The sequence below is a fragment of the Marinobacter sp. H13 genome (assembly GCF_059072335.1).
The window spans coordinates 2,931,075-2,946,286 of the sequence record NZ_JCACRU010000001.1; the positions used below are offsets into that span (position 1 = coordinate 2,931,075).

Here is a 15,212-nt window from a genome sequence, read left to right on the forward strand (position 1 = left end):
TACTTCGGGAGAGGCGCGTGGAAACTATTGGCGCCCTTAAATTGAAAGGGTTCACCCTGGTCGAGCTGGTCATGGTCATCATCCTGATCGGAGTGCTCTCCGCTCTGGGCATAGGCCTGTTCGCCAGCCGCTCGGCCTTCTCCCCCCTGCTGGCCACCCAGCAACTTGCCTCCGCCACGCTGCTTGCCCAGCAGGCAGCGCTGGCGGGGAATCCTGCCAACACGCTCACAATCGAGCGCGATTCAAATGTTTTCCGGTTTGTGGTTGGTAGTGGCACCGGTAACGAGCGGACTTTTGAGGTCGCCCACGAGGGTGCCACTTTGGCTGTTGCCGGCAACACTCTTCCATTGACGGTGACATTCAATACTAAAGGCGCACCTTCTGCTGGCAATAACATGCAGTTCTCGTTTTCCGGTGAAAGCACTTTTCAAACCTGCCTGAGCTCTTTGGGCGCCGTCTACGCCGGAAGTTGCCAGTCATGAGAGCACGTCATGGTGGCGCAACACTTGTGGAGCTGGTGATCACGATCGTGATCATTGGTGTTGCCATAGCCGGAGTGGTGGGGGCTTTCTCCCTGATCGCAGGCCGCAGCGCCGATCCGTTGAACCAGACCCGCGCCGTGGCGCTTGCGCAGCTCTATATGGATGAAATTCTCAGCCGAAAGTACGATGACAACACGCCCGTCGGGGGCGTTCCGAAGCAATCCGGCTGTACAATCAACACGGAGGAAGCTAGTCGGGCTGACTATGATGATGTCGACGATTACAACGCCATCGCCGACGCTGCGCCCGAAAATGCCGAAGGCACCCCACTGGCAGCGGATTACTCTGGCTTCCGGGTTTCAATCACCGTGGAGTGTGCAGGTGGGGAAGTGGGTCTGGCTCCGGCGGACGCCAAGCGAGTCGACCTGACAATCACCGATCCGGGTGGTCAGGGCTACAGTTTTTCCGTCTACAGGGCGAATTTCTGATGCACCAGCGAGCCGGTTTTACCCTGATCGAGTTGCTGATGGTCATTGTATTGCTTGGCATTGTTGCCACGGTGTCGGTCCGGTTTGTGAGCCTTTCAACTCAGGGTGCGCTGGATGTCAGCGCCCGCCAGCTCCGAGCCTTTCAGGGAGTGGTTGTATCAGAGCAAATCACCCGTGAGCTGAGGGAGGCGTTCGCTCTGTCGGTTCGGACTTCAGGTGATTGCATTGAGTGGTTGCCTCTGGAGGCGGGTACCAACTACGTCAGGCTTACCCGAGGCCCGGCATTTGACCAGATTGATGTCGCCGCCTTTGCGAACCTTCCCTCAGTGGGAACTACCCGCGCCGTGGTTTACGGGTATGGGACAACTACTGCCGATCTTTATAATGGCACCAATCCCGGTCCCGTCTCTCCTTTGATTTCGTCAATTGACAACACAGGGTCGCCAGCGAGCATCGAGCTCTCCTCTGGCCATCGGTTTACCTCCACATCACCCGCGCGCCGTTTGTTCGTGGTGGGTCAGCCCGTCAGTTTGTGTCGGAGTGGTCGCTTTCTTTATCGGTATAACGATTATTCGCCCAGCTCCACCCAGCCTTCACCGCCAACGGGGGACAGAGAGGTGTTGGCCGCCAATCTGGCCGGGAATGTGGATTTCCGGTATTTGCCGGCAACTCTCCAGCGGGCGGCGGTTGTTCAATTCGCTTTCACTTTGACCAGCGAGGATGGTTCGGAGGCAACGACTGTCAGCCAGGAGGTGCAAATCCGAAATGTACCCTGAACGAGGCATCAAACAGCAAATAGGGGCGGGGCTTCCGGTAGCGCTGTTCATCATCACGGTATTAGCACTCATTGTTACCAGCATGGCGCAACAGCAGGAGAGCTCGGGCGCTTCGGTCAGCCAGCAGATTCTCTCCCAGAGGGCCTTTTATGCAGCGGAGAGTGGTGCGCAGGTTGCCGTGGCGGAAGCGCTGTCAGGAAGCAGTTGTGGCTCTGTTTCTTCTTCGATCACTTTTTCCAACGGCGGCCTCTCAAACTGCTCCGCAGGTATAACCTGTACTTCGGTGCAAGCCGATATAGACGGTAGTCCGGCACCCGAAACCGTGTTTACGTTGCTCAGCAATGGTCAGTGTGGCAGCGGGCCTGAAGTTGCGTCCCGAACGATTGAGGTAAGAGTGCGATGAGGCAGTTCACGGCGCTGATAAGGTCTATCCTGGTTGTGATTCTGCTGGCCCCGTGCCTGGCCCATGCCTGGAAGATGGAAGCTGGCACTTTGGATCTCCCGGCCACATCGGGTGAAAATGAGCTGTTCTCTTTCAGCTTCAAGCAAACCTATGCCTCCCCGCCCATCGTTGTGGCCTTGCCAACGGATGATGGCCCTAACGCTTCCGCTTTACGGATCAGAAACGTCACTTCAACGGGGTTTGAGATAGCGCAGGTAGAGCCTTTCTCCGAGGATGGCCCGCACACCAATATGACGGTAAGTTACGTGGCCGTCGAGCCTGGCGTGCACCAATTGCCCGATGGCACTCGCATTGAAGCTGGTCTGCTAAGCACCCGGGAGAGCGGATCCGGGAGCAACAACAAGGATTTCGTCCAGTTTGGCGGTAACTCACAACAAGGGCAGAAAAACTGGGGAAGCTTCAACTTTTCTACCAGTTTTTCAACTACGCCCGTGGTCATTGGTGACGTTCAGACGATGACCAACGAAACGAATGCGGGTGTTCCGGATGAAGTTTCGCAACCTTGGTTTACAACAGTGTTCGATGCAGTGACATCGTCAGGGTTCAATTACGCTTTGGAGTTAAGTGAGGCTTTTGACGGCTCCGGTGGGAACAAATTCTACGACCTGGACAACATCGAACAAATCGGGTTCATTGCCATTTCGCCTGCGACGGCCAGTTTCAGAGCGATTGGAAATATAAACGTTTTGTTCGAGTCCCAGAGTATTTTGAACGGTCCGCGTGGGTGGGATGACGGTTGCAGCAATTTCGTGTTCAACAACTCCTATGGTTCGGCGCCCATCGCGGTCGCCAGCAAAACCAGCCGGCTGGAGGAAGACGGCGGCTGGCTTCGGCAATGCCAGATTTCCAACTCCAGCATCGGATTGCTTATCGACGAGGACACCGCCCAGGACTCCGAGCGCAATCATGTCGTTGAGAGTGTCGGGCTGGTCGCTTTCTCTGAGCCTTTTGCCTACGACTCCGAGGTCCGGCCGCCTGAGCCTGAACCCCTGATGATGGAATCCCGCTCAGTGACTGTGAACCCTGGTGCCGTTACCCGGATTTCTTTCCAGCAGGTTTATCCGTCACCCCCGGCAGTGTTTGTTCTGAGCGACGACAATAATCCGGAACCATCAGCAGTTCGCATTCGCCAGATCAGTGAGGACGGCTTCGATGTCGTGCCGTTGGAGCCGCCCACACGCTACAGTGATGTAGGCGATCAGAACACGACGGTGCATTATCTTGCGGTGACCTATGGAGAACATACGTTTCCGGATGGAACGAGGCTTGAGGTTGGCCAGGTTCCGCTTCAATCGGAACAGGGGCGGTTTATTTCGGGTTCGGACTGGTCGCGCCTGAACTTTCTCACCGGATTTGGTGGAACACCGGTTTTCATCAGCAACATTCAAACCCTGGAGAACGAAACGTCGTCTCCCGGTGAACGATCGGTTCCCTGGTTGACGATGGCGCACGATCGCCTGGGAGCTTCGGGAATAGATCTTGCTATTGAGCGAGCTGAGACAACCTCGGGTTCTGTTGTGCGACCAGAGACGATCGCATATCTGGCAATTGAACCGGGCGTCATCGGTAGTTTTGTCGATAACGACGGTAGAACAGTTCTGTCTGAGGCCCAAATTACCCCGGACAACATTTCTGGAACGAACAGCTGTGACAGCGCACCCTTTTTGCAATCGTACCCCTCTCCGCCCCGCGTTGTCGGTTCTCAGTTGACCCGCGATGGTGGCGACGGTGGTTGGCTGCGCCGCTGCTCGGTATCCAACGATGCCGTTGAGCTGAAGATCGAGGAGGACTGGGCGAATGATCGGGATCTGAGCCACACCACCGAGCAAGCAGGGTTTCTGGCATTTTCCGGTGATTTTGTTGTCGACTTCTCTCTGCGCGCAGTCTATGGCCTCGAGGGGCCTCGGTGGCAAGGTGATCCCGGGGAGGTTGTCGAGCTTCGTGGAACGGGGTTGGACGGGCGAGCCGTCAATGGAGCGACGGCGGAACCAGCCAAAGTCTGCTATGGCGCCACCCTGTCGAGCGGCTCGTTCATAGACATCCCCCATGATGATGACTTGTCCGGCACCGATGAGCTTACCGTCATGGCCTGGATAAATGTCGATGCTTTCCCAACTGGCGGTGGCATCAAAACCATCGTGTCGAAAGACGAAAACTATGAGTACCACGTTGACAGCAACCGCGAGATTTACTGGTGGTGGACGAACGAATCCGGTGTTTCGCGATCCTTTGCCTCGGGCTATCAACTGCCATTGAACACCTGGGTCCACACAGCCATCACCTACTCGAAACGAGATGGGGTACAGCGCATCGTTATTGACGGTGTGGAACGGGCGAGGCAGTCGTTTGCAGGTGAGTCGTTGCTCCTGAATGCTGATCCATTTCAGATAGGCGCCGATCAGGGGTTTGGCGGCCGAGAGTTTGAAGGCCAGATCGATGAGGTGCGCCTATACGCCCGAGCGCTATCCGATGCGGCCATTCTTCGCGAAGCGAATCGCAGTCGTCCCTGTGCCCAGGTTCTCGATCATTTCCGCATAACTGTGCCTGCGACCGCCAGCGTTTGTGCGCCCGTCGATGTCAGAATTCAGGCAGAGGATGCCGGCGACAACGTGCTCACGGGTTATCAAGGTACCATGCGGATCACGACAAGTGCCGGCCATGGCAACTGGCAGAAGGTTGCAGCGTCGGGCCCCCTGTCGCCGAGTCCAGATGTCGATGATGGTCAGGCCTTATACGAGTTCGTTGCTGCAGACAACGGGGAAATCACTCTGGGACTGGAAAATACCCGCGCCGATCGACTGACCATCCGTGCCGAGGACATAACCGGTGGGCAGTTCGGGGTTTCCAATGTGGTCGAATTTCGTGAGAACGCGCTGGTCATCGGTCTGGCTGATAGCCTGGGTAATGATGTCATTGCCGGGCGACCACACGGCTTGCAGGCCGAGGTATTGAGGCGAGATCCCTCCAGTGGTGAGTGTGGTCGTGTTGAAGCCTATGATGGTGCAGTGGATCTCAGGGCCTGGCTGAATCGGGAAACAGACGATCCAGCTGGCTCTGCGCCCGGGCTTGATGCCGGTGCGGGGAGTATATCGTTGCCCTCGTCACGACCAGCGACTTCCAATCTGACAGTTGACTTTGACCGTGGCCTTGCAAACCTGGGGCTCATTGCTACCGATGTTGGTCACTATGCACTGGAGCTGGAAGACTCCGAATCCGGTCTCATTTTGGACGAGAATGACAATCCCATCGCCATCGCAGGTACCGGACCGGAATTAACGGCCAGGCCCTTTGCTTTTGCAGTGACCGTAGCCGGCAACCCGGCGACTGATGCACCCAGTGGAACTGCCTTCAGTGCGGCGGGGCGACCATTCGACGTGTCGGTTCGGGCCGTGCAGTACGACAGTGCTGACGATGCAGACGCAGACGGTCAACCGGATGGTCATGGGGATGCTGATGCCTCCAATAACACCGATCTCACTGATAACGCATCCGTGGACAGCTTTGACGCGGCCGTTAGTGTCGCCGGTTATCTGATTGCGGGGCCCGCAGGCGCGGCTGATCCGGGACTCGCAGGCTTGAGTGGATTAAGCGGCTTCAGCTCTGGATCGGCGTCCGGTTCAGCGGCCTTTAACGAGGTTGGTGCGATAGAGGTCGCGACTGGAATCAACGGCGCTTTCCTCGGGCGCGCTGTTACGGTGGTCGGAGATTCAGGGCCAGTCGGCAGGTTCCACCCGGAGAGGTTCTCTCTCGATAGCCAGATGGACGGAGTGCTTGATGCCATGTGCAATGGTTTCAATTACACCGGTCAGAGCTTCGGATACGGTCTTTCGCCAGAGTTTATCTTTTCGGCAAGAGCATACAGTGTGAGTGGTGTCGGGCCTGTGACGCGAAACTATCGGGACAGTTGGCAGAAGCTGACGGTCGCGGATATTGGGCGGACTGATCCTGCCGCAGACGCGGATGAAATTGGCGCGCAGGGCACTGCCCCTGGTGTGACAACTGTTGCCGGAACACCAACGCTTATAGGGAATGGCGATGGCACGCTGGTTTATCAGGCGGGCGCAGATACCTTTACCTATGATCGCAATGCAAATTCCCTGATTGGCCCGTTTGATGCCAGACTCGAGACTGCATTCACGAATATTTCCGATTCAGACGGGGTATCAATGCCGACGGCGGAGTTGCCGACGTTGTCTTCTTCTGGCGCTTCAATTCGTTATGGTCGAATGGTTTTAGAGAACGCTTATGGCCCTGAAACCCTCGATCTGGCGATGCCGTTTGAAGTCCAGATCTGGAACGGGACTGATTTTGAGCTGCACAGTGATGAAATTTGCTGGGCTTACAATACCGCTGATGCGGTGATAACGGACATACCTCCGAACACCTCCGTGGATGCCAATTCAGGGACAATCAATAGCGGTCGGCCTGCCGCTGGAGCGCCGATCCGTCTCACTGCGCCGGGAGAAGGTAACACCGGTAATGTTCAGGTTGAATATCCCGTGCCTCTATATTGGCAGTCTGACTTCGACGGCGACGGTGTTGAGGAAAATCCGCAAGCAACCGCGACATTCGGCGTCTATCGGGGCCACGACAGAGTGATCTACTGGCAGGAACGATAAAAAAGGGCAGGACCTGAGTCCTGCCCCAAAACATCAACGAACCCCGGCGGCTCGCCAATCGTCAGTCGTCTTCGTGTTCCGGATGATCCATCCCCAGTTCGTTGATCTTCCGGGTCAGCGTATTCCGTCCCCAGCCCAGCAGTATTGACGCATCACGGCGTCTGCCGCCGGTGTGCTTCAGGGCAGTCTCGATCATTATTTTCTCGAACTCGGGCACGGCCGTATCGAGAATGCCTTTCTTGCCCCGCTTGAGTTCTTGCTCGGCCCAGTTTTTCAGGCCCTCTTGCCAGGTTGTGCCGGTGGTTGGAGCCTCTGCCTGGTGCAGCAATTCCGGGGGCAGGTCATCGATATGGATCTCGCGACCGCTGGCCATGACGGTCAGCCAGCGGCAGGTGTTCTCCAACTGGCGGACGTTGCCCGGCCAGGGCAGGGTGGTCAGGTATTCTTCCGCTTCTTCACGCAGGATCTTCGGCTCTACGGCCAGCTCTTTTGCGGCCCGTTTCAGGAAGTGCTGCATCAGGCGGGGGATGTCTTCCCTCCGCTCGGCCAGCTTGGGCAGATGCACGCGAATAACGTTCAGGCGGTGGAAGAGGTCTTCACGGAAGGTGCCCGCCTGGACCAGCTTTTCCAGATCCTGGTGCGTTGCCGCGATGATGCGCACATCCACCTTTATCGGGGTGGTGCCACCGACGCGGTAGAACTCGCCATCGGCCAGAACCCGCAATAGTCGGGTCTGGGTGTCCGCGGGCATGTCGCCGATTTCATCGAGGAAAAGGGTGCCGCCGTTGGCCTGTTCAAAACGACCCTGGCGGGCGGCGCCGGCACCGGTAAAGGCACCTTTTTCGTGGCCAAACAGTTCGGATTCAATCAGATCTTTGGGGATGGCGGCCATGTTCAGGGCAATGAACGGGTGGTTGGCCCTGGGGCTGTGGTTATGCAGTGCCTGAGCCACCAGCTCCTTGCCTGTGCCGCTCTCGCCGTTGATCAGCACGGTAATATTGGAGTGGGACAGCCTGCCAATGGCGCGGAAAACTTCCTGCATGGCCGGTGCTTCACCAATAATTTCGGCGTTTCGCTGGGCCATCTCGGCCTGAGGCTCACCACTGGCCCGCTTCTCGTGGCTATGGGCCACAGCGCGTTTGACCAGTGCCACGGCGTCATCCACATCGAAGGGCTTGGGAAGGTATTCAAACGCGCCGGTCTGGTAGCTGGTCACCGCGCTCTCGAGGTCCGAGTGGGCGGTCATTATGATCACGGGCACGTCCGGGTGAACGTCCACAATCTGGGAAAGCAGGGTGATGCCGTCAACGCCGGGCATGCGGATATCGCTGACGATGGCATCCGGCTGTTCGTGCTCCAGCCGCATCATGATGCTTTCACCACTGTCAAAAACTCGGGGCTGCATACCGGCCTGGTTAAGGGCGCGCTCCAGCACCCAGCGAATACTGCGGTCGTCGTCTATGATCCAGACGTTCGCCGGTTGGCTCATGGGGTGTCCTCCAGAGGCAGGAAGATGATGAAGTCGGTTCGGCCTGGTTCGCTTTCGCATTCAACCAGTCCGCGGTGTTGACCGATGATGCTCTGGGTGATGGAAAGCCCCAGACCGGTGCCACTGGCACGGCCACTGATCATCGGATAGAAAATGTTCTGCACCAGCTCCGGCGGAATTCCGGGTCCGTTGTCGATCACGTCGACCCGACACACCAGTTTGTGGCGGCGGTTGCCAATGGTGAACTGACGCAGGGTGCGGGTGCGGAAGGTAATAGTCGGCGGTTCCTCGGAACTATGCCCCGCCTGGTTTTCGAAGGCCGCTTCCATTGCGTTCCGGGCGATGTTTAGAAACGCCTGGATCAGTTGTTCCTTGTCACCCTTGAACTCCGGAATGCTGGGGTCGTAATCCCGTTTGAAATTCAGTCGCCCTTTGCTCTCAGCCTCGAGCAGGGTGCCAACTCTTTCCAGTATTTCATGGATGTTGGTCGGCGCCAGCTTCAGTGCCTTGTTGGGGCCCAGCATCCGGTCAACAAGGCTTCTGAGGCGGTCTGCCTCGTCAATGATGACCCGGGTGTATTCCCGCTGGTCTTCACTGCTGAGTTCACGATCAAGCAGCTGGGCCGCGCCACGGATGCCGCCCAGCGGATTCTTGATCTCGTGGGCCATGCCCCGCACCAGGATACGGGTGGTCTCCTGCTGGGAGATGATGTCTTCCTCACGGCTGATCCGCATCAGCCTGTCCCTGGGCTGGATTTCGATCAGCAGTTCAGTCGGCTCCAGGCTAATAGGCGTTACGGAATAGTCCACCGTAAGCCGTGAACCGCTCGTGAGCAGAAACTCAGCTTCTCTGCGAGTGTAGGATTGCCCGTTCCGAACGGCGGCGAAAAGGGTTTTCAGGGCGTCTTCGGATTCGACCAGAATATCCTGGAAAGGCTGGCCCTGGCTGCGGGTCATGCTGGTTTCGAACAGGCTTTCTGAGGCCGGGTTGAGGTACTGGATAGCCAGGCTATCCTCGAGCACCAAAACAGCCGTGGTGAGGCTGTCGAGAATGCTCTTGTATCCCGTTTGATGGGCCGAGGGCAGTGCCATGCGTGAATCCCGTTGGTTCGACATAAAGTGACTTCCGGAGTTTTGCAAAAAGCGAACCACTTTGAACCAGGTTCACAAATGAGTGGGCAAAGTGCGGGCAGAGGGGCCTATTGGCGCTGAAAAGTGCCGTAAGCTGGTGCAAATCGGCTAAATGTCTCTGAACAGTCCGGAATATTCGCCCCGTTGCTGATCAGAGTATGGCTTTTTTCTGGTGCGCGCGCACCATAATAGTGCGCTAAGCTGGGGTGGCAGGGTCAGTTCAAAGCGGAAGGGCGGTGAACAGTAAATGTGATCGGGGAGCCGGTTTTCACCTGAACCCCGTTTTCATCCACAATGTGTGCGCGAGCTTCATGGGTTCCACGGAACACGTTGTTGACGGTAATCGAGCCGGAGGAGCTCTGACCGACAGGTTGGCCGTCGAGGGTCACCTCGTATTTGTGGCCTGGCTGCAGGCCAGGGGTGCTGCGAACTTCGAACTGAACATCGCCGCTGCCACTGTGGAACGCCTGGTTGTTATCCGGATAGGCGAAAGAAACGCTTTCGTAGGCAGCGCCTTCCCGCTGAACTTCTTCCCGGAGCTTGTCGGTTTCCTGTACCACCTCTGGCTTGGGCAGGGTGATTGTGGTGACCGGCTTGACCTCAATCGTTTCAGAGCCTTCGCTGGGCTCGTCTGAGTAGGTCACGTTGCCGTAGGAATCGACATTGCGGTAAACCTCGGCATAGACCGGAGTTACCAGAAAAAACAGAAGGCCGGCACACAATCCAGACTTTGGATTCATAAGCTCACCTGTTATTGGGTTTCCCCGATTATCGGCGGGGCCCGGGGTGTTTTCAACGCCTGTCGCCCGGATGTTGGTTACATATCGTTAAGGGCTGCAGGCACTGTGCTTTCGCTCACAAAAAAGCCCCGCACAGGGGCGGGGCTTGTCTGCTGGTCCTCTGGGAAGAGGTTATTAGCAGGAGTAGTACAGGTCGAACTCAACCGGGTGAGTGGTCATATTCAGTTTTTCGACTTCACCGCGCTTCAGATCTACATAGCCCGCGATCATGTCTTCGGTGAATACGCCGCCGCGAGTCAGGAACTCGTGATCTGCTTCCAGGCAGTCCAGAGCTTCGGACAGAGTCTCGGCAACCGTCGGGATGCTCAGGGCCTCTTCCTTCGGCAGGTCGTACAGATCCTTGTCCATGGCATCGCCAGGGTGGATCTTGTTCTGGATGCCGTCCAGGCCGGCCATCATAAGCGCTGCGAAGGCCAGGTACGGGTTGGCAGAGGGGTCAGGGAAGCGAACTTCGATACGACGCGCCTTCGGGCTGTTCACGTACGGGATCCGGATAGAGGCTGAGCGGTTACGAGCAGAGTAGGCCAGCATAACCGGCGCTTCGAAGCCCGGAACCAGACGCTTGTATGAGTTGGTGGAGCTGTTGGTGAAGGCGTTGATGGCCTTGGCGTGCTTGATAACACCACCAATGTAGTACAGAGCGGCTTCGCTCAGGCCAGCGTAGCTGTCACCGGCGAACAGGTTCTTGCCGTCTTTGCTCAGGGACATGTGAACATGCATGCCGGAACCGTTGTCGCCGACAACCGGCTTGGGCATGAAGGTGGCAGTCTTGCCATAGGCATGGGCAACGTTGTGCACGCAGTACTTGAGGATCTGAACTTCGTCAGCCTTTTTGGTCAGCGTGTTGGCGCCAACACCGATTTCACACTGGCCGGCGGTGCCGACTTCGTGGTGGTGTACTTCGATGTCCAGGCCCATGGATTCCATGGCGGCACACATGGCGCCACGCAGGTCGTGCAGGCTATCAACCGGGGGAACCGGGAAGTAGCCGCCTTTTACGCCCGGGCGGTGACCGATGTTGTTGCGGTCGAAATCTTCGCCGGAAACCCAGGCAGCTTCTTCAGAGTGGATGTGGTACATCGCGCCCTGCATGTCTACGTTCCACTTTACGGAGTCAAACACGAAGAATTCCGGCTCCGGGCCGAACAGCGCGCCGTCGGCGATGCCGGTGGACTTGAGGTATTCTTCTGCACGACGGGCGACAGAGCGCGGATCACGCTCGTAACCCTGCATGGTAGAGGGCTCTACGATGTTGCAGGTGATGTTCACGGTGGTTTCTTCGGTGAACGGATCGAGTACAGAGGTCTCGTCGTCCGGCATCAGGATCATGTCGGATTCGTTGATGCCTTTCCAGCCCGCAATAGAGGAGCCGTCAAACATTTTGCCGTCTGCGAAAAAGTCTTCATCTACTTCGGTGGCAGGCAGTGTTACGTGCTGCTCTTTACCGCGGCTGTCAGTGAAGCGCAGGTCAACCCATTTGACTTCGTGTTCTTTGATCAAATCAACTGTCTTGGACATTGTGCATGCTCCGTAAGTTATACCGCACAGGCGGCTGTATTCATGTTCGTGGCGCCGGATCGCCCGGGCTAACGGGTTCCGATCTGTTTCTCAGGTTCGCGCAGCTTAGCAAATGCTGTTGCGTCTTACCTGTAAATTTCGGCTGATTTCGATAAAGCAAGGCGCTTGCCAATTTTTAGGGCATGCTCCAGAACAGCGCAACTGCAAGGGTTTGGGGCATATTGGAACGAGAATGCTCGCCCTGTGGCGAAAACCTGCACTCAAATGGTGCACCTTGTTGGTGCGTTTATTGGATTTTTGCCCTGATCAGGTGCATCCGTTCCGAATATAGAATAGGCGTTTTTCTTCATATTAACGACACCGACTTTTCGCTATACTGCGCGCCGCTTCATTTTTTACCCTGTCATTTCTTGATCGTGGATCGGAAAGCACCATGCAGGGTGCCGGGCAGCCAGCTCCGGTGAATGAGTTCATTTTACGGATTTGAGACGGCATGTGCTGGGATTCTCCCTGCGATAGACCTTCTCAGGTCATTGAGTGCATGCCGCAGGAATATTTTTGTGATTGAAAAACTTCGTAATATCGCCATCATCGCCCACGTTGACCATGGTAAGACTACCCTCGTAGACCAGCTCTTGCGCCAATCCGGCACCCTGGATCGGAAGGAGCTCGATAGCGAGCGGGTCATGGATTCCAACGATCAGGAAAAAGAACGGGGCATTACCATTCTGGCCAAGAACACGGCCCTGAAATGGAACGACTACGATATCAATATTGTGGACACCCCGGGCCACGCTGATTTCGGCGGTGAGGTTGAGCGAGTCATGAGCATGGTCGATTGCGTGCTGCTGGTGGTTGATTCCATTGACGGCCCCATGCCTCAGACCCGGTTTGTTACCCAGAAGGCATTTGCCGCGGGCCTGCGCCCGATCGTCGTGGTTAACAAGATTGACCGTCCCGGCGCTCGTCCAGACTGGGTCGTGGACCAGGTATTCGACCTGTTTGACAACCTGGGAGCCACTGATGAGCAGCTGGACTTCCCGATTGTGTTTGCCAGCGCTCTGAACGGCATTGCCGGGATGGATCACGAAAACCTGGATGACAACATGGATGCCGTGTTCCAGGCGATTGTTGACCACGTGCCGGCGCCGAACGTGGATCCGGATGGCCCGTTCCAGATGCAGATCTCCCAGCTGGACTACAACAGCTTCCTCGGTGTGATCGGTATTGGTCGTATCATGCGCGGTAAGGTCAAGACCAATTCGCCGGTAACCGCCATTGGCGCCAACGGCAAGAAGCGTAACGGCCGTATCCTCAAGATCATGGGACATTCCGGTCTTCAGCGTGTTGAAGTCGAAGAAGCTCAGGCTGGCGACATCGTCTGTGTCAGTGGCATGGACGAGCTGTTTATCTCTGACACTCTTTGTGATCAGGCCAACGTTGAAGCTCTGCCGGCACTGACGGTGGATGAGCCGACCGTGTCCATGACCTTCCAGGTCAACGATTCGCCTTTTGCCGGCAAGGAAGGCAAGTACGTCACCAGCCGGAACATCAAGGAGCGCCTTGAAAAGGAGCTGCTGCACAATGTGGCGCTGCGTGTTGAAGAGGGCGACTCCGCGGACAAGTTCAAGGTATCCGGTCGTGGCGAGTTGCATCTGTCTGTACTGATTGAAAACATGCGTCGCGAGAACTTTGAGCTGGCGGTTGGTCGTCCGGAAGTTGTTATCCGCGAAGTTGACGGCGTGAAGCAGGAGCCTTACGAGAACGTCATTGTTGATATCGAGGAGCAGCATCAGGGTGCCGTCATGGAGCAAATGGGGCTGCGTAAAGGCGACCTGACCAATATGGTTCCGGATGGCAAGGGCCGGATGCGTTTGGACTATACCATTCCAGCCCGGGGCCTGATTGGTTTCCGGAACACCTTCCTTACCATGACTTCAGGCACTGGCATTCTGACTTCGACTTTCAGCCACTACGGCCCGATCAAAGTTGGCGATGTAACCAGTCGCCAGAACGGTGTCATCGTTTCTATGGCTACGGGTACCGCTTTTACCTACTCTCTGGAAACCCTGCAGAGCCGTGGCAAGCTGTTCCTGGATCCGGGGCAGGAAATTTATGAAGGGCAGTTGTGTGGTATTCACAGCCGGGACAACGACCTGGTGGTCAACCCCACCAAGGCCAAAAAGCTCGACAACATGCGGGCCTCTGGCAAGGATGAAGTCATTGGTCTCGTGCCGCCGATCAAGTTCACCCTTGAGCAGGCGCTTGAGTTTATTGATGACGACGAGCTGGTTGAGGTAACGCCGAAGTCCATCCGGCTGCGCAAGAAACTTCTGACCGAAAACGAGCGCAAGCGCGCCAACAAGAAGTAACCGCCCGGCTCTTATCGAGCATGGGTAACAAGGGCTGGATGAATCTTTCATCTGGCCCTTTTTTTATGGTGTTAAGCTAAACTCCGGTTAAATCCTTCACGCGGAGCGTTTCATGCTCACCCTCTACCCGGAAATCAAGCCCAATGCCCAGCATCGCATAGCCGTTGATCCTCCCCATGAACTCTACGTTGAGGAAAGCGGGAACCCGGACGGGATACCTGTCCTGGTGGTCCACGGCGGCCCCGGTGGCGGCTGTGAAGACTACCATCGGCGCTTTTTCGACGCTGAGAGATTCCGGATCATTCTGATGGATCAGCGCGGCGCCGGGCGGTCCAGCCCCCTGGCAGAGCTCGAAGGCAACAGCACGGACAAGCTGGTTGAAGACATGGAAGTGGTACGTTCGTTTCTCGGTATCGACAAGTGGCTTCTATTTGGTGGCAGTTGGGGGGCGACTCTCAGCCTGGTATACGCCGAGGCCCATCCGGAAAGGGTGTCGGGACTGGTTCTTCGTGGGATTTTTCTCTGTCGGCCGCGGGATATTCACTGGTTTTATCAGGAGGGGGCGAGCCGGGTGTTCCCGGATTACTGGTCTGACTTCGAGGCGCAGATTCCGGAAGCCGACCGGGCTGACATGGTTTCGGCCTACTATCGCAAGCTGACCAGTTCCAACGAGCTGGAGCAGATCCAGGCGGCCAAGGCCTGGTCGGTCTGGGAGGGCAGGTGTGCGACGCTGCACCCGAACCCGAGGGTCGTTGAGCACTTTGGCCATCCTCATGTGGCCATCGCCCTGGCCCGCATTGAATGCCACTATTTCATGAATTCGGCCTTTCTCGAGCCGGACCAGATCATTCGCGATGCAGGCCGCCTGGCGGACATTCCCGGAATAATCGTCCACGGCAGATACGATATGGTCTGCCCTCTGGAGAATGCGCTGGCACTCAGCAAGGCCTGGCCGGAAGCGGAATTCCAGATCATTCGCGACGCCGGCCACTCGGCTTCCGAGCCGGCGATTGTTGATGCCCTCATTCGCGGTGTTGAGTCCGTTGTCGCGAAAACTGAAAAAAGTGCTGGCTGA

Annotated in this window: 11 protein-coding genes; 7 read left to right on the plus strand and 4 right to left on the minus strand. The window is 56.8% G+C overall.

Going from position 1 to position 15,212, the window contains the following annotated elements:
- The first annotated feature begins 17 nt into the window (after positions 1-17).
- Genes AC5JQH_RS13625 through AC5JQH_RS13645 form a run of 5 tightly spaced genes read left to right on the plus strand, consistent with a single transcriptional unit; the run spans position 18 to position 6,828 of the window.
- Complete coding sequence (locus AC5JQH_RS13625; RefSeq protein ID WP_286811377.1) at positions 18-482, plus strand: type II secretion system protein; 465 nt, start codon at positions 18-20, stop codon at positions 480-482.
- Complete coding sequence (locus AC5JQH_RS13630) at positions 479-970, plus strand: type IV pilus modification PilV family protein (RefSeq protein ID WP_008170905.1); 492 nt, start codon at positions 479-481, stop codon at positions 968-970. The genes AC5JQH_RS13625 and AC5JQH_RS13630 overlap by 4 nt, the downstream gene beginning before the upstream one ends.
- Entirely contained in the window at positions 970-1,746 is a 777-nt protein-coding gene (locus AC5JQH_RS13635; RefSeq protein WP_008170903.1) for a prepilin-type N-terminal cleavage/methylation domain-containing protein, read from the plus strand. The genes AC5JQH_RS13630 and AC5JQH_RS13635 overlap by 1 nt, the downstream gene beginning before the upstream one ends.
- A complete protein-coding gene (locus tag AC5JQH_RS13640; protein WP_008170901.1) occupies positions 1,736-2,149 on the plus strand; it encodes a hypothetical protein in 414 nt (137 codons plus the stop codon). The genes AC5JQH_RS13635 and AC5JQH_RS13640 overlap by 11 nt, the downstream gene beginning before the upstream one ends.
- Positions 2,146-6,828, plus strand: a complete 4,683-nt coding sequence (locus AC5JQH_RS13645; protein ID WP_493805684.1) for a LamG-like jellyroll fold domain-containing protein — start codon at positions 2,146-2,148, stop codon at positions 6,826-6,828. The genes AC5JQH_RS13640 and AC5JQH_RS13645 overlap by 4 nt, the downstream gene beginning before the upstream one ends.
- 61 nt (positions 6,829-6,889) lie before the next feature.
- On the opposite strand, the gene ntrC is transcribed toward AC5JQH_RS13645, so the two are convergent.
- The 4 genes from ntrC to glnA form a co-directional block, all read right to left on the minus strand.
- The gene (gene ntrC, locus AC5JQH_RS13650) at positions 6,890-8,317 is read right to left on the minus strand and encodes a nitrogen regulation protein NR(I) (RefSeq protein ID WP_008170898.1); all 1,428 of its coding nucleotides are present in this window, start codon (positions 8,315-8,317) and stop codon (positions 6,890-6,892) included.
- Entirely contained in the window at positions 8,314-9,408 is a 1,095-nt protein-coding gene (gene glnL, locus AC5JQH_RS13655; RefSeq protein ID WP_493805981.1) for a nitrogen regulation protein NR(II), read from the minus strand. Before glnL ends, ntrC begins: the two co-directional genes overlap by 4 nt.
- Before the next feature lie 254 nt (positions 9,409-9,662).
- Complete coding sequence (locus AC5JQH_RS13660; RefSeq protein ID WP_493805685.1) at positions 9,663-10,187, minus strand: DUF4124 domain-containing protein; 525 nt, start codon at positions 10,185-10,187, stop codon at positions 9,663-9,665.
- A 174-nt stretch (positions 10,188-10,361) separates the two neighbouring features.
- Positions 10,362-11,765, minus strand: a complete 1,404-nt coding sequence (gene glnA / locus AC5JQH_RS13665) for a glutamate--ammonia ligase (protein ID WP_104271624.1) — start codon at positions 11,763-11,765, stop codon at positions 10,362-10,364.
- 560 nt (positions 11,766-12,325) lie between these two features.
- Here glnA and typA point away from each other — a divergent pair.
- Entirely contained in the window at positions 12,326-14,137 is a 1,812-nt protein-coding gene (gene typA, locus AC5JQH_RS13670; RefSeq protein WP_008170894.1) for a translational GTPase TypA, read from the plus strand.
- A gap of 112 nt (positions 14,138-14,249) precedes the next feature.
- A complete protein-coding gene (pip, locus tag AC5JQH_RS13675; RefSeq protein WP_008170892.1) occupies positions 14,250-15,212 on the plus strand; it encodes a prolyl aminopeptidase in 963 nt (320 codons plus the stop codon).

Coding starts and splice junctions, on each gene's coding strand:
- AC5JQH_RS13630 (WP_008170905.1), top strand. CDS start 479: ATGAGAGCACGTCATGGTGGCGCAACACTTGTGGAGCTGGTGATCACG.
- AC5JQH_RS13635 (WP_008170903.1), top strand. CDS start 970: ATGCACCAGCGAGCCGGTTTTACCCTGATCGAGTTGCTGATGGTCATT.
- AC5JQH_RS13640 (WP_008170901.1), top strand. CDS start 1,736: ATGTACCCTGAACGAGGCATCAAACAGCAAATAGGGGCGGGGCTTCCG.
- AC5JQH_RS13645 (WP_493805684.1), top strand. CDS start 2,146: ATGAGGCAGTTCACGGCGCTGATAAGGTCTATCCTGGTTGTGATTCTG.
- ntrC (WP_008170898.1), bottom strand. CDS start 8,317: ATGAGCCAACCGGCGAACGTCTGGATCATAGACGACGACCGCAGTATT.
- glnL (WP_493805981.1), bottom strand. CDS start 9,408: ATGGCACTGCCCTCGGCCCATCAAACGGGATACAAGAGCATTCTCGAC.
- AC5JQH_RS13660 (WP_493805685.1), bottom strand. CDS start 10,187: ATGAATCCAAAGTCTGGATTGTGTGCCGGCCTTCTGTTTTTTCTGGTA.
- glnA (WP_104271624.1), bottom strand. CDS start 11,765: ATGTCCAAGACAGTTGATTTGATCAAAGAACACGAAGTCAAATGGGTT.
- pip (WP_008170892.1), top strand. CDS start 14,250: ATGCTCACCCTCTACCCGGAAATCAAGCCCAATGCCCAGCATCGCATA.